The following is an 18,715-nucleotide window of genomic DNA, read 5'->3' as shown; positions in this document are numbered from 1 at the left end:
TATTAAATTTCCTCCAAATTCTTTTCCATAATTAAAGTATCAATATATTCATAAGCACTTTCTTCTGAATGACATTCTTCTAATGCTTCATTAAATAAATCTTCTTCGGTATAAACTTTGCCATTTTCATCTTTTCACATATTATTCACATCCTTGTCATTTAATATTTTCATTTTCTAAATCAATAATAGTTGTTAATCATTCTTGTTGATTTTCAACATTAGCAGTAGTTTTTGCTTCTTCTAATGTATAAAAACAGCTCGTTTTAAAATCACTATATTTACTTTTCATTACCAATAAGTATCTTTTATTCATAATTTAATTCCTCCTAATTCTTTTTAGTATTTAATGCTCAATGTTCATCTGCAATATCTTCAAATGATACTGAATAACTTTTAAGCATTAATTCACTTAATTTATTTTCTTGATTGCATTCTTTATGAAAACAATAACCTCAATATCTTTTTTTAATACAAGTTTTATTTAACTTTTTCATATATACCTCCTAAATTATTCCTTTGATTTTTTGGTCAATTTGCAATATTTTTCAACCATCAGAAGCTAAATCTAAAATATCGTTAATTTTGTAATATTGCATATAAGAAGCAATAACATCTCATTTATCTTTAAATAAATTTAAGTACATTTTGGCTCATTCTAAACATTGCAAATCATAATGTTTTTTATGATGTGAAATACGACAATTAATAGGTTGACAATTAACTCAATAAAATGATGTTGTTATTTCATTTCAAGTTTTATTAATATATTTACTTTTATATTCTGTCATTATAATTCCTCCTAGTTTTAACTTGCTGGCACTCACTCCCAAGTGAAAGTGCCAAGCGAGAATTAGTTATATAAGTATTTATCTATTTACTTACTACGCCATCCGCCTCACTGGGGGTGAGCGGTGGCGATATGTTAATTGTTTGAATGTTTAATAATCCACAGTTGTTTTTTAATATTGACGCCAGACATATATATGTCTTCCTTTATCCGTGCCCATTTGTGCTTTTGCTCTGGGATTTGACGTTCAGTTTTTAAATTAAAAATTCACTCGCATTTTAAAGGACCAAATGCTATAAAACTCCAACCAACCACACTTTTCGCAAATTTAATTGTAAAGTCACTATCTCTATTTTTATTGTCGTTTGATATTAACCTTGGACTTATCACGACTATCGCTTAGTTCTAATGAACCAGCGCCGATTTACATTTTTCCTCATACACTATTTCAGTACTTGCCTCGGCCGGCGGTGGAATAAAAACACTTAGTTATTTAAAATAACCGTTCCGCTCTGCATTAAGTTGTTTTATAAAATTTAAGTTTTAATAAACCAGTTTCATAATCAAAGATAATTTTTGAATTTTCTAAGCGTTTATAAAACCGCTTTTGTGTTTTATCTTTTACTTTATTCAATAAATCTTTATGTTTTTCACAAGTTCATAAAACTTTATTTGATAAAAATTCTTCGATAATGAATGATATTGCTTTATAGCAATTATCAACATCACATATTGTTTGTTGCTTATTAATTTTCATTACCTACTCCTTCCTTTATTAAGTTTTTTTATTAGCAAATTAATTAACTGAAACAGAGAAAGGACAACACCTTAAAATTGGAGAAAAAACAGGTACACTTTATAAAGATTTCTAAGATATTTAATAAATGTGTAAACAACTTAAAGAGGGTATCAAAAAGTTGTAATAAAAGTTTCTATTTTAAGAATTTAAGATGCTGTCCTTTCTCTGAATCAATTAATAATTTTGGTTTAACAAATAAAAAAACCATTTTAGTAAATGGTTTAATTTATTATTTCTATTCAATTTCTATGTATTTGTTAAAACCCTTCTTTTTTCCATGCGACCCTTTTGGCTGTATGTATTATTTAAGGGTTTTAATTAATATCTTAGAAATTGTGGAATAAAAATACCACTTACTTATCTAAATTATATTACTTTTAATTTTATTGTCAACAATATTTTAACATTTTTTAAATTTTTCTACGACAAAAATACATGTTTATTAAAGTTATTTAATTTATTAGATAAAATTAATAAAAATATAAGTTTGGTTGTAAATTATTATTTACAAAATTATTAACTGAATAATTAATTCTTTTTTCTTCTAATGGTTCATTAGTATTAAATAAATTAATTTTATTTTTAAAATTCATCATACTAGTATTTAATTTATTTTTAAGAGTTTTTTCATGATAAGTTGCTTTTTTAACCAAAACACCTTTACAGTAATGTGATATATCACCCTCAATATGACAACCAATATTATTTCATAATGTTTGATTTCTGACACCTTCTTCATTATTTTTAATTAATTTAATTGTCTCTTTTAAGAATTTCATTTTTGATTCTTTTATAAAAGAAGCACTGTTTTTTAAACATTCTAATAATTCTTCATATTTAGCATTAAAAAAATAATCGATTGCTTTATGGTACGTTTCTCTGTTTTCTTTGTTTTTACTTTGATAAGGATATAATTTTTTAAATCTACTTGTAAGGTGGAATTTATCTATCGTGTAATGTACTTTATTTTTAGGAAAATATTCTTGAATAAATTTTACAATATTTTTAATTCAAGGTGCGCCATCGCCTAATACCATAAATTCAATATTGTCATTAATATCATAATAACTGGTAATTAATGTAAATAATTTATTAACAAAATTAGTTAATTTACTATTTTTTTTAATATATTCTGGAATATTATCAAGTTCTATAACACCTAATTTATTTGCAATTATAGGTCTTTTTTTCGTTGATTTTACCTTATCAAAACCAGTATGAACAGTTGAAAATATACTATGTTTTTTTATTTTTTCTTTTCCTTTTTTCTTTTCATTTCACATTTTTAAATAAGTTCCATCAATTTGAATATATAAAGTATGAGGTATCTTTACTTTTTTATCAGTTTTATTAAGATAATATTCTTTATCAGTTTTTGCATTTTTCATAATATTTGAAATTGTTTTTATACAAATTTTTACATGTTCCATAGTATCTAAAATATCTTGATATGTTTTTTTCTTGCCAATAAATGATAATATTTTTTCTTTAACAGAATTATTTATTCTTTGTCATTTTTTAATTCCTAAAAGTTTATCCAAAGGAAAAATATATTCTTCTTTACCTGTTTCTGGATTAATTTTATAATATTTTCTTCTTTTAAAAGTTATTTTCCCATTTAAAATAGTTAATGTTCTTGGTTTTATTTCTTTTACTTTATAATCTTTAAATTCTTTTAAAGTTTCATCAATTTTATAATTTTTAAAAATTCATTCATCAGAATTTTCTAAATTTTGTTGAATAATTTCAATACTTTGTATATATAACAAATTATTAAAATTCTTAAAAAAGTTGTTATCAATATTTATCATTTTTTTACCCTCTTTCCTTAGTTCTACACATTAACACAAAAATAATAAAAATGCAAAAAAAAAAAAAAAAAAAAAAGATATTATTTTTTATTTATTGTGTTATAATTTAATTGTTAATTATTAGCAAATTAATTTAACTGAAAAAAGTAAAGTAATTTACTTTTTTTATTTTGATGTAAAATATAGATAATAAAAAAAGAACCGTGTCAAGTTCTTCTGTACATGTTTTTCTCTACTTATATTTAACCATATAAAGGAGTAAAAAATGAAAGAATTTAATCCAAAAACAGCAAGTTTACGAACATTCTATCGTAAAATAGATGAATTTTGGCAAAATAAATCACCTAATAAACCATATACTTTGAACGATTTAACCAATGAATTCAATCTTTCTCGCAAGTGAAGATATGATACTTATGCGAGCGAGAAGATAGTTCCTTTACTTGAAAAACAAGTTGATAGAATTGAAAGTGAAATAATTAATTTTATGATGAAATCACCAAATGGTGCTAAATTATATTGACAACGAGCATTTAATTATAAATATTCAATACAAGAAAAACAGTTAGAACAAGAATTAAACTTAAATAATCAACAACCAATAATAGTTAATTTACAAACGGATATTAGAGATATTAAAAAAGAAAGTGATAATAATGCTTAATCATTTTACTTATTTGTTAGAAGCTTCTTATTGGTTATTACAAAATAGTAGTATTGGTAATAAATATCCCTTTGCTAAAAAGTTTGAGTTAGTGAATGAAATTAATCAAATTGGAACACGATATAGTGGTAAAACTATATCAAATATTAAAATGTTTGGTGAATTATTAAAAATTAGTTTATTAATTAAAGAACCAATTTGTATTATTGCTAGTATGTATTGGAGTAAAGATTTAAAAGATAGTGTATTTCAAAATATATGAAATATGTTAGATGAAAATCATATTCCTTATACTATTAATTTATCAAATTTTACTTTTACTTTATCAAATGGTAGCAAAATATATTGTAAAGGTTTACATTCACCAAGTCGAAAAGAAAAATTAAAAGCCTTTGCTGATTTAAATAAATATAAATTAGTTATTGATTGAAGAGAAGAATGTGATCAATTTCAACAAAAAGATTTAAGTGATTTAGAATTTGCTATTCGTGGTTATCAAAATAAAATAACAATTAATACATGTAATCCTGAAAGTTTAAAAAGATATATTGTTGGTTATTGTAATGAATTAATGCCTTTTGATGAAAAAATAATGCGTAGTAAATATGAGCAAATTAAGTATATTGAAAAATGAAATATGAAAATTATTATTCATTATTCTAGTTGAAGATTAAATTATGAATTACCACAAGATAAAGTTAATGAACAATTAAGATTAGAACAGTTAGATATTGAAAGAGCAAGAGTATGGAGTTGAGGTTTACCAGGCAATACTAGTGGGTCAATATTTGCAAGATATATTGATATTATGCAAGCAACAGATATTATTCAACCAACTAAATTATTAGGTGGAGTTGATTTAGCAAACTCTACTAGTCCTAAGGGACATACAACAGCAGCGAGTTTTTGAATATATAATTCATTTGATAAAAAAGCATATAAAGTAGCAGAATATACACACTCAAATGCTACACAACAATTTAAAGGACCATTAGAACAAGTAAAAGATATTTTAGAGTTTTACAACAATCAATTAAATCAATATTTTAATTTAATACAGCAAGGTATATCAATCAATGTTGATGATAGTGCTTATGCAACATTAGAAAGTTTAAACCGAGAAAAATATAATTATTCTTTTGGTCAATATATGCATTTAAAACCAGCACAAAAGCAGAAATTTAAAATAAAGCATCGTATTGAAGCATTCACAATGTTAATAAATACTAATCAATTAAAATGATTATGAGAAAAATGTCCTGTAAGTAAAACTCAATATGAATTAATTCAATGAGAAGATAAACCAGATGCCAGAGAAGAACGAATGTTGGACTTATACGATGATACATTTGATAGTGATTTTTATGCTTTACACTTTGAATTAGTACCAATGGTTAAACATAATAGTACAGCAGATTATAAATTATGACAACAAAGGGAGTGATTAACTTAATGAAAAAAGATATTTATGTAATACATGATGAGCGTGTAATAAATGCAAAAAGACCTTATATGTCTGTTTGTGGACAAGTTAAAAAAAGACTTTGTCAAGAATTAAAAAAAGATAATATTGCAATATGTAAATTAAATTTATATAACGAATATATTAAAAGATATCAAAAAGTTAAAGTATGTGTTCAAGTTTTATCAAATGAACCAAATTTATTAACTGTAAATATAATTAATTATGCACTTATTTTAAAATTAAAGGAGCAAAATAACAATGAATAATACTTTCCCTAGTTTACCAAACTTAAATGATATTAATAGTGTTTTAAAATTTTATAATTATGATTGAACTATTAATTTAGCAAATATTATCGCTCGTCATCAAATGCGATTAATAAATGGTAAAGATATTTTATTTAAGTCGCATCGTAAAGATATTTTAGAAAAATTAAATTGATGATATGAAACTTATAAAATAAAAGAAAAATTAGATAAAAATGAATTAACAGCAAGTTTAATGGGTAAAACTATCTTTGGTTTATTAGAAACTAGTGATGGAAATATTGATTTATGAATTAACCCTTTTAACTTTACATCACGCGTAAGTAAAATAAACGAAATTGAACAAGGTGCCGATATTTGATTAAATTATCATCAATCAGATAGTGGTTTTATTTTAAATTTAATTTGTACCAAAGATAAAATAGTTATTAAAGGTTGACCTAAAAATAATGAAGTAGTTGTTGGGCAAAGTAAAACACAAATTAAAGATGATGTTAAACCTGTTTTAGTACAAGAATTTAAAAATAAATTAGGTATAGTACCTTTTTGAGAAATGATAAATGAACCTAATCCTTTATTTTTATCAACATCAACTACATTAAACCCATGACCTACAATGGCAAATTGTTATAAATTACAATTTGATTTAGAAGATAGTTTTAATATTAAATCAAAAGAAAGATATGCAAATCGTACACATTGATATGGAATACTAAGTGATGATTTAATGACTGCTTATAACAAAGGTAATAAAAAAGTACTGCAAGATGTATTCGATGATATTTTTGTTCAATCAAGTTCATCAACAGTAGATGGTCAATTATCTCAATCTTTACAAGTAGTACAAGGGACACCAACCTTAGAAACATATACACAAGACCAAAAAGCAATTATTGAACAAGTATATATAGCATGTAATTTTTCTAGTCCTTTTGGTGATGCCTCAGATAGTGAAGAAAATAAAACCCAATCATTAATAAAAAAAACAAAAGACTTAGAAAAACAAGCATATTTACAAGCATATCGTAAACAATATTATACTAAGATGTTTGATACTGTTTTAAAATATTATGGTTTATGAGATGGTGTTGGTGAACGACCTTATGGTTTTGATTTTGTTAGTGCTAGTTTAGTTGACCAAATGCGACAAAATGAATTAATTACTGCTAGATTAGATAATGGCACAATGGAACCAATAAGAGCAATTACTGAATATGATAATATTGATGAATTAGAAGCAACCAAATATTTTGAAAAAATAGAAAAATGACAAGATAAAATGCAAGCCAAAGAAATAGACCATAATAATAAATTAATGGAATATGATGAAACTGGTAATAATCAAAATGCCTTACAAGGTAGAACAGAAATTAAGGAGAATTAAAAAATGAGTAGAATTAACCCAGGGGTTATGGAAGAATTAAGAAGACAAGCCCATGATACTTTAATAGATATTAGAGAAAATATAAGAGATAATAGACATTGAATGGTATTTCCTTTTAATGTTTATAGTTCATATATACCTGATACTGAAACTGGTTGAAAACCTAATAATGCAAAACCTAGTGATTATGGTAGCTATTCACGAATATTTGATAACATGGAAAGTACTATTGCACAATGACAAGGTAGTTTAAAAATAGTTCAAAAATATAAAGGTGAAGAAATTAATATTTTAACAATTGATGATTTTAATAAACAACCAATTAACTCAACTATATGAGCCAATAATGAAACACCTTTTGCGATAAAATTAAAAGATGAAAATAATAATGTTTATTGAAAATTAATTGATGGTGAAAACATTTATGATATTAATAGAATGTTAGAATACTTAAAACAATATAAATTAAGTTATTTTATTAATAATGATAATAAAGCCGATAATTTTTATACAAAAGAAGTTAAAGTTGGTAAATATTGAGATGCTTATATGATTGATGATAGAAGTTCAATTCAATTTGGTGATGCTAAATTTGAACAAGTATTTACTCAGCAATCAACAGAAAGACAATATACTTTATTAATTTTAGATGAAGATGCTGAAAAATTAAATATTAATGATTATTATAATTTTTATACTGTATTTAATGACCGTGGTTTAAATATTGGTGGTGGTGATATTAATTCTGCTCCCCAAGATAGACAATGATTATATCCATCAAATGTGATTAATTATTATTCACCATATGATGGTAGTTTTTTATGACAAGAAATTACCTTTTCAAGTATTAATGACAAAATTAGTAATAGTGGTTTATCAGTACGACAATTTATTCAAACAAGTGCCCCAGGTGAAGGCTATTGTTTTCCTAAAATAACTTATGATGAAAAACTAAATAAAGGTATTGTTGAATTAGATGAAATTTTATTAAAAGACCCAGGTGTTAGAGCAATGGCAGTTAAATTTTATGGTAATCCTATCTTTTTTGATATGCCTGTTATTGGGCGACCAATTATTAAAGGTGAATTTAATAAAAAAGTAATGAATTCAAGAGATTTATTAATGTATAACATGTTTCCTGCACCACCTGATAAAATAAATACTTATGCTTCACCCGAAGTAAGTTGATATAACATTCAAGGAATACAACCAACTATTATTACTGGATATAAAGATTGAAAAGAACATATTCAATCAATGTCTGATTTTTGAATTGAAAAAAATAATGAGGGTATGATAATAACAGATAAAGCAAGTTCAACAGCAACTAATCCAACTGTTGGAACAACTATTAAGGAAGAAAATTCAAATTCTAAGCCTTATTGGTCTAAAAATTGAATGATTACTCCACCAGATAAAGTAAAAGTAAATAGTGGAACTATTAATAACATTATTAGTACCCAAGCATCATCATATTTTAGAAGAAAAGATGAATTTGGTAATACTGTTGGTCAAGTTCAAATTGAATATAATAAAATGGGTGCATGTAATGTTTGAGATATCTTAAATATGAATAATTTTATTAATCGTCAAATTACAGTATTACCTTTAAACTATACGCAAAAATTAGTATTTAATCCTTTTACGATACCTGCTATTGGAAAGTTTTTAAACTTTGTTTCGTTTGGTATTCCTTGGGACTGAATTGGTAATTTAACAATTACACAAGATGATAAATGACCTAATTTTCCATGACTTAATGGTTTTATGAGTGCTAATGTTTATAGTTTTTATAATGATGCCTTTTGAGGTGATAAGGCTGCTGGTAAAGGTTATTTACCATTTGAAATATTTAGAGAACAAGGAAATGATAAAATTGGTGCTATGATTGGTGCTAATGCTACTAGTTTTAGTTTTACTACTTTATTAACTGATAAAATACAAGGCAATGTTTTTGAAAAAGATGGTAAACCAACAGAACGAATAATTTATTCAACTTATAATTTAAAACAATTAAATCCTAAAACTAATCGCATATATTTAATTAATGAATTAGTAAGAGCAGTTGATGCTCAAACACCAGTTAGTGATAGTGAAAAAGATAATGATTGCGAATTCTTACAAACACCAGATGGTACAAATTGTAGTTATATAATTGATATGTTTTCAATTCAAGCCTTATATAAAGGTAATTTTGAAATTATCTTTTATGCTGATAACCCATATACTAATAATGAAGAAGATTATTTACGCTTATCTGTATGGAGTTTCAGAGGTAAAACAAAAAGTGTTTTAAATAATTATTTACGAGATATGACAACTAACTATAAAACTAGTTTCTTACTACCACATGACTATGAAATACCAACATTTAATTACCCACAATATGTATTACCACCAGTTCCATATAATTACAAAGAATATACAAAAAATATATGAGATGCTAATACAGCAAAACCATTATTAACTAAAATTACTATACCAACACAGTGTTCTAATACTCTTTCAATAATTAGAGGAAATAATTTTTATAATTTATTTAATAATAATTATTTTAATGGATATTATGAAATAGAAATTGATTTAAAACAAATTGACCCAACAATTGAAAGTATTAGTAAATTTCAAGATGTTTATAAAACAATAGAAATAAATAATCTTACTAATTTACAAGTTAAATGTGGACAATCTGCTATAGAAAATTTTATTCCTAATAGAAATGTTAATATTTTAGGTGGTGTTGATAGTTGTAAAAATAATTTTAAAACATTAACCGATGTAAGTTTACGTTCCGCAGGTCTCTCACAAAGTGATAATGTTAATTTTGAGAATACAATAACTTTATATACTGATAATATAAAAGTAAATGATATTCAAACATTCGCTATCGGTTATACTAATGGTTTAAAAAAGAATTTGTATGAAAGTACCTATAAACTTTATGGTGCAACTTTATTATTTTTATTACAAATAACATCACTGTCTAATAAAGTTAATGATAAAATCAAAGAAACTTATTTACAAGCATATTATACTAATGATTTAAAATTAAAAATTAGATTTTCAAAAGTATTATATTTAGAATTATCGCCATTTTATCTTAATTATAATACTATGAATTTTTATAAATATTTTGGTAATAATCAAAATATTACAATAAATGTTAATAATCCCAATGTAGTAGGTATTAAAAATAAAAGTGATAATCCAGTTAAAATTACAATAAAACCAAGATAAAAATAAAAGAGATTTAATATAGAGTGCACCCATTTTAGTAAGTACTAATAAAAAAGTATTTACTATTTTTTTAATTATATCTTTTTCTTTACGATTTGAATATCATGTATTTCATTTTATAACATCTTGTATATATTCTTCATGTGAATTATATATTTTACAGTGGTAATTTTTTCCCATTGAAATTGTAATACCGTTAGATAAACATTTATCGTGATAAATAGTAGATGTATATTGATATCCGTGATCTGAGTGAATTATTATTCCATTCAGATCTTTTTTTATTAATTTTATTTTATTAATTGCATCATTTAAATTATCCATTACTAATTTATTGTCATTATATTTAGATCACTTTACATCAACTATTTCTTTAGTATATCCATCAATAATTGTTGATTGATAATATCTTTCTCCTTTTCAAATTAAATATGTTACATCAGTATATAGTACTGAAAACCTTGTTTTTATATCATTGAATTTACGATTAATTAAATCAGGATATTGCAATAAGCTTTTTTCTTTATTCTGTTTATATTTCATTTTTCTTCTCATTTTTCTTACATATTCAGGTTGTATTTGATTATCACGCATAATTCTTAAAACTTTTTTTGAATTATATTTTATACCATAATCTTCCTTTAAATATTTAGTAATTCTTCGATAACCAAATTGTTTTAAATTTTCTTCATAGACTTTTACAATATCATTTATTGCTTTTTTATCTTTTTTGCTACTTTCATAATTTTTATATTTATCTCAATAACTACGTTTTAACCCTGTTACTTCTAGTAATAATTTTATTGAATATTCACAAAAATTTTGTTTAATAAAAAAGACAATTCTTAGTTTGCTTAATTGCAAAAGTCATGGAGCTTTTTTAATAATTCATACCTTGTTTTATAATATTCTAAATTTCTTTTGCCAAAAGAAATTTTAGGTCCTTTAGGATTGTTTAATTTTCCTTTTTTATGATTTGCTCATCAAGATTCTACTGTATTTGCATTTATATTATATTGTTTTGCTACTATTCAACAACTTTTTTGTTTAATTTCCTCAATGATTTTTGTTCTAAATTCTGATGTATATTTGTTATATTTTTGTCCTTTTTTTGCCATATAAAAATGCACCCCCTATAAAAATTTAGCAAAATCTTTTTTTATTTTACTTACTTTTTGGGGTGCACTCTAAATAATCTCTTTTTTTATTCACCGTTAACTATTACATTGTCATTTTCGTCTAAAATTAAATCAGGTTCATTAGTATCTAAATTTCAACGATAAACTGATTTAAAAACTTTTTTACTAGCAGGTTGACTAAATTTTCAAGTAAATGATGAGTTTCATTGAACTGTTATATCTTTTGGAAATTCTATTTCTTTATTTCCAATAAATCCTTTTGTTTCTTTCAATATAAATAATTTTTCTACACCATTTTCATTAACAATTATTCTTTTTCCATTTTCTTTTGATGTTTTTGTATCATTTTTAAATTTTGTAATTCTTCAATTTTCACTTGAATTACTGTGTCATACTACATAATAATATTTATTATCTACATTATTAAATGATTTTTCTTGTGGCGCTATTCACTCTAAATTGTTTTTAATATTTTTATTCGTTGTATTTATTTGGTTTTCTTTTTTTAAATATTTTAATTCTTCTGGTGTGTATTCTGCTATGTTATTACAAGCAACTAAACTTGTTGTACTTGTTCCAATTAAAGTGATTGTTCCCAAAAGACTTAATATTTTTTTCATATTTTAATTATATTATACTATAGCCTATAGCTGCCATTAATTCTGGTTCTGTTATTTCTCAAATTGATGAAAAAATACTAATAGCTTTTTCACAAAATAATTGAAAAACATCTTCATGTATTAATACGCTACCGTTTTCTATTTGATTAAATAAAATATTAAAAATTTGTTCCCCCGTCATTGAAATTTCTGTAGTTTGATCTAGAATAAATTCACCTTCACTGTCTCTTCATGGATCTCTAACATAATAAGTATCTTCAAGTATATTTTCTTTATTTGGCTTGATTCCAACAATTAATGCAGAATGAGAAGCGTTATTAAATATTTGGCCATAATATTCTAAATCAAAAAAACCACCAAAAATAACAGGGACTTGTCTAGAAAGAGATTCCCATATTAAATGTCTTATCCACATTCTTTTTTCTATATCATTTAATCTATTTCAAAATAATCGAGTTAAATCAATTTCCTTTAAATTATATCCCAAACTTTCCTTAATTATCGGGTTTGTGTTAAATAATTCAATTACATTTGAAAACGAAACACCTTTTTCATTTATGCTGTCTGAAAAAAACTTGTAATTTCTTCTTGTTCCATTTCTTTAAGATCTTTATTATTAAGAATATTATTATCAAATATATTTTTTAAAATTGCAATAACACATCATAAATTAGCTATTTGAAATTGCATTGGTTTTTTCATGCTAGTTTTTCTTAAATCAATTAACACATCTTCTAATATTGGATATGTTATTTCTTGTCTTTTAACTCTATTTAAATTTTTTAAATTATTTGTTTGTAAATAACTAATTTCATTATTTTCTAATTTAGTTTCTTCTTTTTGATAAGGACTAGCGGCAATTGTTGTTGATACAGCAGTGCCACTAATTGTTAATACACTTAATAAACTAAGTAATTTTTTCATACTTGTTTTTCTCCTTTTTTTATCTTGAAACCTTTTATCAAGATTTACCAGTATTATATATATATATATATATATACAAGCAAAATTAGCGATTATTTTAATAAATTTATCTTTTAAAATACTCTTAATTACGCGTTTTAAGGGCTAAATTAGCAGTAAAATATATTAAGTTATATTTTCTTCTTCTCTATATTAATAGTTGTATTTATTAAAATAATAGTGTAAAATAATGTTAACGGTTTATCCTTTTAACAAAAAAGTAATTTACGGTTTATGCTTTCCGCCTTAAAAAGACTTATGCTGACTTGTTATTCGAACAAGAATAAAAAAAGAGAGGTTTATAAAATGGCACTTACAAAAGAACAATTAATCGAACAAGGTTTAAGTGAAGAAATTGTAGATAATATTTTAAATGAATTTCATAATGAAACAAAACAAATTATTGAAGGTATACAAAAACGAAAAGATACTATTTCAAAAGAAGATTATTTAAAAGTTGCTAATGAATTAGATGAATTAAAAGCATTTAAAGATGTTCCATCTACTAAAATTGAAGATATTAAAACTAATTTAGAAAAAGTTAGTGGTAGTTCTTTATCTGAAAAAATGCAAACTTTAAAAGAATTAAAACCTGATTTGTTTGTACAAGAACAACCAGCAGTTTCACCAACTAATTTTATTAAAGATATGATTGAAAAGTCTACTGAAAATAAGAATGATGAAATTGAAACTATTAAAGAAAAAGGAGCATATACTCCTGATGAAATTAAAAAAATAACTGATTATACACTTAAAAACCTTAGATAATAAGGGAGTGAAATATTATGGCAACAATTAATTTGCCACAAGTACCTTTTATATTACAAGGTAATACAACAGACCAAAAAGCGTATGTTGATATGGTTAATGCTTTATTGCGTGGACCTTTATATAATGAATATGCAAGTATTATGCAGTATGCTACTGCAACCGCAGAACAAGTTGCTTGATTACCAAATGCTGGTCAAGCACTATATAATTTAACTCATCGTGTGGTATGACAAGATGATTATTCATTACCAAATGGTGGGACAACTCAAACAATGGGATTAACAAGAATTCCAGTTCCTATTGATAAAAGATTTAATTTAAAATTAATGAATGAAGCTTTTGACTTAGCATTAATAGAACAAAATATTAAAAATGGCGTTATTGCTGATGCTATTTCTAGTGTTGTACAGAATAAATTTGTTAATTTAGAATGTGAATTAATTCAGGCTATTTATGATTATTGTTTAGCAGATGGTCAATATGAAGTAATTCCATTTCGTAGTTATACAGCTGAAAATGCTGATGATGCAAATAGAGCATTCTTTACATTAAATGAAACTTTGATTGAATTAACAAATCAAATTAGTAATTTATATTTTGGTTTGCCAACTGATAAAATGTTTATGGTTTTAGGTCGTAGGGCGTATTTAGGATTAACACCTGCTTATTTAAAAGTAATTGGTTCACAAGCTCAATTAAAAGCAATGGTTAATGGTGAATTATATGAAAATACTGCAATGGGTATTCCTGTATCAAAAAGTTTTCATTTAGAAAAAACATATACAAAAGGACAAGTTAACCGTGATAAAGGTTATAATTTTACTAATGTAAATGGTTTATTTTTAAATAAACAAGTATGAGCATATCCAATTAATATGGATACTATTCAACAAGTTTTAGATAATGATACTGCTAACCCTAAATGAATTGGTAAAGTTCAATATGCAACACCAACTATTTTATATCCAAAAACATGTAAAATTATTTTGGAAAAACAACCAAGCCAAGATGAAATTACTGCCGCTAAAAGTAATCTAAATAAAACTTTTAGAGTTCCAGTTGATTATCTAATTTCAGCAACAAAACCAGAATCAAAACCAAATAATCAAGGTTAATATAAAATGAATTTACTAATATTACGCGTTTTAACTTTATTAGTATCTAATTTAGAAAATAAACCTTTAATAAGTAAATTTGTAAATTTAATTAATAGAGTTAATCAAGTTAAAAATAAAATATTAAAGCCAATTAATTATATTAGTGATAAATATAATAAAATTACAAATAAAGTTGAAGATATTTATCAGTGATTAAATCCATTTACTTATTTAGATTTAATTAAAAAAGGTCATAAAAAAGAAATACAACAAATATTAAGTCAATTAGAAAAAGATAATAATATTAAAAATAGAGAACAATTTAAAAATGAAAATTATTTAAATACTAATTGACAACCTTTAAATAGTAGTTGGCTTGATAGTGGTATGTTTAATATTACAAATAAGTTAACTTTAACAGGTAATTTAACTATTTTAATATATACAAAAACAGCAAAACATCCGAAATTTTATGGTCCATATGTTTATCCTAGTGTTCCAGTTGAAATTTGAAAATTATTAAGTAATGCTGTATCTAATGCAGGAACTTTATTTTGGCGTTATTGATTAAGAAAATGATTACCTAGTCATTTAAGAAATTATATTAAAAAACGATTACCACAAGCATTAAAAGAAAAATATCCCAAAGGAACTACTAAATTAACATTACCAACAGTTCAAAAATTACAACAAATTAAAAAGTTTATTAATAATTTTAAAATTGGACATTTTAATTTTAATTTTGCTGGTGAAATTAATAATAAAAAATGATATTGTGAACGCCGAAGTGATGTTAAAAATATTAAGAATTTATATAAAACACCAGTTAAAAATATGTTTTACAAAACTAATCAAACTATTAAAACAATTAAGAAAACAAAAACAAGAGTTAATAGTTATAAGCCAAGTAATTTTTAAAAAAAATATCGTAATCAATTAAGAGGTGTTTTATATGGAAAATAATTTAAGTAATTTGTTATTTATAACAGTTGAAGATGTTAAAGAAAGTAAACTTTGACAGCCTATTAATGATAGAAAACAATCTGCTTATAATGATAATTTAATTTATAATGCTATTTTAAAAACTAGTTTATGAATGGATAGATTATCAGGTGGGACAATTTCCAATAAAATAAATAAAAAAGATTTATTTCCATGAGTAAAAAAAGATAATACTGGTTTAATTGAAAATGATAAATGATTAAGTTATATTCAATCTGCTTGTTTATTAGCAGTTATAAATTGATATTTACCAAAAGGAGTTAATGATTTAACTGGTAGTGCTTCATTTTCACAAGGTGGTGTTGCTTATTCACAAACTAATGATCCTGAGGCAAATGAAAATATTACTCGTGATGTTAAAAATGCTTTAAAATTAGCCGGTGAAATAATTGATATTATATCTAGTAAAACAGTATCTAGACCTTATAATTATAGTTTAGATAATTATGCTCATCCATGAGAAGAAGAATATAAACATATTAGTAAAAAAACTTTTTATCCAACATTATTATTTTGATTAAAAGATAGAATTGTTAAAGATAATAGTATTAATATTAGTTATCCTACAAAAAATGATTTTAGTAAAATTGATTATAATGAATATATTAAATTAGTCGTTCCGTTTGATAATGATACTATTTATGAAGAAAATGGTGTTTGAAAAGCAAAACAAAGTAATGAAATTCCATCGGATGTTATTAAAGATAGTTATTTAAATAAAAATTATATTGAAAAAGTTGATGATAAATATATTGTAAAAACATCACAAGATATTAATACTAAACAAGATAAATTAGTAAGCGGTACAAATATTAAAACTATTAATGGTTCTTCATTATTAGGCAGTGGTGATATATCTATTAGTGGTGGCAATGATTGAGAATTAATTAATTATCCAGAAGCAAACGAAAAATTAACATTTAAAATTCCAGATTATGATTTAACAAAATATTACTATAAAATATCAATTTCAATAACAGATTATGCATCTGCTAATAAATTTGTAACACATTATTTTGAAACAATATCACAAAAATCAATTTTTTCATTTTTAGCAGCTAATTCTTATGAAAGCATAATAATTAAGCAAGATGGATCAATTAAAAATGAAACAAATAATATTGTTATTAAAGATTTAACAATTAAAAGAAAATTAATAAATAATAGCGAATTAATGTCAAATGAACCACATTCTATTTATAATCGTGATATGGATATTGATTTACTTAAGTATCAAGAAGAAACATCGGACTCTTATGATATAGTGATAAGAAAAATAAATAGTGCAACAACTATTAATGAATTAAATTTATTTGAAAAACATCCAATATGAAGAATTATTTCAAATAATAGAAATGATATTAAAGAATTATTCAATAAAAAATGATTAGAATTAAATAAAAATGAATAAAAAATTAAATGAGGTAAATAATTATGAAACAAGATAAAACAACTTGATTAAAGGGTGCCTTACCTTGAAATTGATTTAAAAAAGACCCTATTCCGACTTATAATTGAACTCATAAAGATATTAGAGAATGAGAAAGAAAATATAAAATTCGTAGTTGAGTAGTTAGTTTTTATACATTGATATTTTTAGCATTAAATTGTTGATTAGAGTATGGGATGATTAATGGCATTAAAGACCAAATTAATTGGTATAATTATGGACAATATTGAGGTAATGGAATTGCTATTTTGATAACACCTTTATTTACACACGGAATTCAAGGTATATTTGTTGCTAGTAGTAAACCAAAAGTAGATATGAAAATTGATATACCAAGATTAAAAATATCTAAAATGGGATTAGTATTTACAATATTACCTTTAATTACTTTAATAATTTCTTTAATTATTATTTGAATTGATAAATCAAAATGAAAAAAAGACCATTTAAGACATTGTTTTGACTGCCGTATTAATCCGCGTGTCGTTCAACCACGAATAGCTAAACAATGAAATAATTTAGATGGCATAACAGAAGAAAAATTAAAAAATATACAAAATGAAAATATTAAAAAACAAAAACAAGAAGAAAATAAACAAGAATTAAATATAAACAAATAATTAAATTTTATTAAAATAGACTATATTTATAGGGGTGGTTGATATTTTTGGGTGGTTATATAGTTTAATTTATAAATTATTTTGTTCTGAAAGGATGGATGGCCACTGTTTGAGTAAGGATGAGAAAGGAAGTAAAAAAATGTTAAATGATACATTAATGATTGCTTTACTTGTATTAGCGGGTGCTGGTGGAATGGGTAGTCTTGGTATTCTTGGATTATCTGCTAAGAAAATTAAAAAATATAAAGCAGAAATTAGAGAATTAAGAACAGCTGTTATTGCACACGAAAAACATTTACGAGGACCTGAATATGCAACAGAATTAGCACTTAAAACAGGTCAAATTAAAAATGTTAAAAAACAAGTTAAAGTAAACAACAAAAAACAAGAACAAAAAGATGCTATTAGACAACTAACAAATAGTATTTAAAAAAATAACCTTAATTGGTTATTTTTTATTTTTCTTTATTGTGTTTTATATAAAAATTAATAAGATGTTCTATTCGTTGTGAATAAGTATCAAAATTTAATTTATTTCAAACTTTTTCTTCATTTTCATTTAAGTAAACATTTATATTACGAATTTTACAAGAATAATATTTTCTTGTTTTTTGATTGTATGATTGTTTCATAATATA

General features: G+C 23.9%; 22 protein-coding genes. 10 read left to right on the top strand and 12 right to left on the bottom strand.

Going from position 1 to position 18,715, the window contains the following annotated elements; translation table 4 throughout:
* Window positions 1-2: 2 nt before the first annotated feature.
* From AACL22_RS13555 to AACL22_RS13530, 6 genes are all read right to left on the bottom strand, one after another.
* Window positions 3-140, bottom strand: a complete 138-nt coding sequence (locus tag AACL22_RS13555) for a hypothetical protein (RefSeq protein WP_338988699.1) — start codon at window positions 138-140, stop codon at window positions 3-5.
* A 1-nt stretch (window position 141) separates the two neighbouring features.
* The gene (locus AACL22_RS13550; RefSeq protein WP_338988935.1) at window positions 142-315 is read right to left on the bottom strand and encodes a hypothetical protein; all 174 of its coding nucleotides are present in this window, start codon (window positions 313-315) and stop codon (window positions 142-144) included.
* A gap of 13 nt (window positions 316-328) precedes the next feature.
* On the bottom strand, window positions 329-496 hold the full coding sequence (locus AACL22_RS13545; RefSeq protein WP_338991069.1) for a hypothetical protein: 168 nt from the start codon (window positions 494-496) through the stop codon (window positions 329-331).
* Window positions 497-505: 9 nt separating this feature from the next.
* A complete protein-coding gene (locus AACL22_RS13540; protein WP_338991147.1) occupies window positions 506-790 on the bottom strand; it encodes a hypothetical protein in 285 nt (94 codons plus the stop codon).
* 516 nt (window positions 791-1,306) lie between these two features.
* Window positions 1,307-1,546, bottom strand: coding sequence for a hypothetical protein (locus AACL22_RS13535; protein WP_338991075.1), 240 nt, complete (start codon window positions 1,544-1,546; stop codon window positions 1,307-1,309).
* A gap of 512 nt (window positions 1,547-2,058) precedes the next feature.
* On the bottom strand, window positions 2,059-3,399 hold the full coding sequence (locus tag AACL22_RS13530; RefSeq protein WP_338992913.1) for an Mbov_0401 family ICE element transposase-like protein: 1,341 nt from the start codon (window positions 3,397-3,399) through the stop codon (window positions 2,059-2,061).
* 265 nt (window positions 3,400-3,664) lie between these two features.
* Here AACL22_RS13530 and AACL22_RS13525 point away from each other — a divergent pair, with 265 nt between their 5' ends.
* The 4 genes from AACL22_RS13525 to AACL22_RS13510 are packed head-to-tail and all read left to right on the top strand — an operon-like array spanning window position 3,665 to window position 7,178.
* Window positions 3,665-4,063: a hypothetical protein gene (locus AACL22_RS13525; RefSeq protein WP_338991023.1), complete on the top strand. Its 399-nt coding sequence runs from the start codon at window positions 3,665-3,667 to the stop codon at window positions 4,061-4,063.
* On the top strand, window positions 4,056-5,516 hold the full coding sequence (locus tag AACL22_RS13520) for a PBSX family phage terminase large subunit (protein WP_338992912.1): 1,461 nt from the start codon (window positions 4,056-4,058) through the stop codon (window positions 5,514-5,516). The genes AACL22_RS13525 and AACL22_RS13520 overlap by 8 nt, the downstream gene beginning before the upstream one ends.
* Window positions 5,516-5,794: a hypothetical protein gene (locus tag AACL22_RS13515; RefSeq protein WP_338991181.1), complete on the top strand. Its 279-nt coding sequence runs from the start codon at window positions 5,516-5,518 to the stop codon at window positions 5,792-5,794. The genes AACL22_RS13520 and AACL22_RS13515 overlap by 1 nt, the downstream gene beginning before the upstream one ends.
* Window positions 5,787-7,178 carry a hypothetical protein gene (locus AACL22_RS13510; protein WP_338992910.1) on the top strand — a complete coding sequence of 464 codons (1,392 nt, stop codon included), beginning with the start codon at window positions 5,787-5,789 and terminating at the stop codon, window positions 7,176-7,178. Before AACL22_RS13515 ends, AACL22_RS13510 begins: the two co-directional genes overlap by 8 nt.
* Window positions 7,179-10,262: 3,084 nt before the next feature.
* Here AACL22_RS13510 and AACL22_RS13505 read toward each other — a convergent pair.
* The 5 genes from AACL22_RS13505 to AACL22_RS13485 all read right to left on the bottom strand — a co-directional run bounded on the left by AACL22_RS13505 (window position 10,263) and on the right by AACL22_RS13485 (window position 13,098).
* Window positions 10,263-11,279, bottom strand: a complete 1,017-nt coding sequence (locus tag AACL22_RS13505; protein ID WP_338992909.1) for a DDE-type integrase/transposase/recombinase — start codon at window positions 11,277-11,279, stop codon at window positions 10,263-10,265.
* A complete protein-coding gene (locus AACL22_RS13500) occupies window positions 11,270-11,533 on the bottom strand; it encodes a hypothetical protein (protein WP_338992908.1) in 264 nt (87 codons plus the stop codon). Before AACL22_RS13500 ends, AACL22_RS13505 begins: the two co-directional genes overlap by 10 nt.
* Window positions 11,534-11,619: 86 nt before the next feature.
* On the bottom strand, window positions 11,620-12,174 hold the full coding sequence (locus AACL22_RS13495) for a lipoprotein (protein WP_338992907.1): 555 nt from the start codon (window positions 12,172-12,174) through the stop codon (window positions 11,620-11,622).
* 7 nt (window positions 12,175-12,181) lie between these two features.
* Window positions 12,182-12,661 (bottom strand): hypothetical protein, encoded by a 480-nt coding sequence (locus AACL22_RS13490; protein WP_338992906.1) that lies wholly within the window; start codon window positions 12,659-12,661, stop codon window positions 12,182-12,184.
* 68 nt (window positions 12,662-12,729) lie between these two features.
* Complete coding sequence (locus AACL22_RS13485) at window positions 12,730-13,098, bottom strand: hypothetical protein (protein ID WP_338992905.1); 369 nt, start codon at window positions 13,096-13,098, stop codon at window positions 12,730-12,732.
* Between the two features lie 345 nt (window positions 13,099-13,443).
* On the opposite strand from AACL22_RS13485, the gene AACL22_RS13480 reads away from it, so the two are divergent.
* From AACL22_RS13480 to AACL22_RS13455, 6 genes are all read left to right on the top strand, one after another.
* Window positions 13,444-13,905, top strand: a complete 462-nt coding sequence (locus AACL22_RS13480) for a hypothetical protein (protein WP_338991158.1) — start codon at window positions 13,444-13,446, stop codon at window positions 13,903-13,905.
* Window positions 13,906-13,922: 17 nt separating this feature from the next.
* Window positions 13,923-15,023, top strand: coding sequence for a hypothetical protein (locus AACL22_RS13475; protein ID WP_338988719.1), 1,101 nt, complete (start codon window positions 13,923-13,925; stop codon window positions 15,021-15,023).
* A gap of 6 nt (window positions 15,024-15,029) precedes the next feature.
* Complete coding sequence (locus AACL22_RS13470; RefSeq protein ID WP_338991059.1) at window positions 15,030-15,923, top strand: hypothetical protein; 894 nt, start codon at window positions 15,030-15,032, stop codon at window positions 15,921-15,923.
* 34 nt (window positions 15,924-15,957) lie between these two features.
* On the top strand, window positions 15,958-17,418 hold the full coding sequence (locus AACL22_RS13465; protein WP_338991062.1) for a hypothetical protein: 1,461 nt from the start codon (window positions 15,958-15,960) through the stop codon (window positions 17,416-17,418).
* Window positions 17,419-17,441: 23 nt separating this feature from the next.
* Complete coding sequence (locus tag AACL22_RS13460; RefSeq protein WP_338988713.1) at window positions 17,442-18,077, top strand: hypothetical protein; 636 nt, start codon at window positions 17,442-17,444, stop codon at window positions 18,075-18,077.
* Window positions 18,078-18,171: 94 nt separating this feature from the next.
* Window positions 18,172-18,507 carry a hypothetical protein gene (locus AACL22_RS13455; protein WP_338989736.1) on the top strand — a complete coding sequence of 112 codons (336 nt, stop codon included), beginning with the start codon at window positions 18,172-18,174 and terminating at the stop codon, window positions 18,505-18,507.
* Window positions 18,508-18,532: 25 nt separating this feature from the next.
* On the opposite strand, the gene AACL22_RS13450 is transcribed toward AACL22_RS13455, so the two are convergent.
* On the bottom strand, window positions 18,533-18,709 hold the full coding sequence (locus tag AACL22_RS13450) for a hypothetical protein (protein ID WP_338988709.1): 177 nt from the start codon (window positions 18,707-18,709) through the stop codon (window positions 18,533-18,535).
* Window positions 18,710-18,715 lie beyond the last annotated feature (6 nt).

This window comes from Spiroplasma endosymbiont of Seladonia tumulorum (genome assembly GCF_964020235.1).
Lineage (GTDB): Bacteria > Bacillota_I > Bacilli_A > Mycoplasmatales > Mycoplasmataceae > Spiroplasma.
Note: the sequence above shows the minus strand (reverse complement) of the source record. Positions and strands in the feature narration are given on the sequence as shown.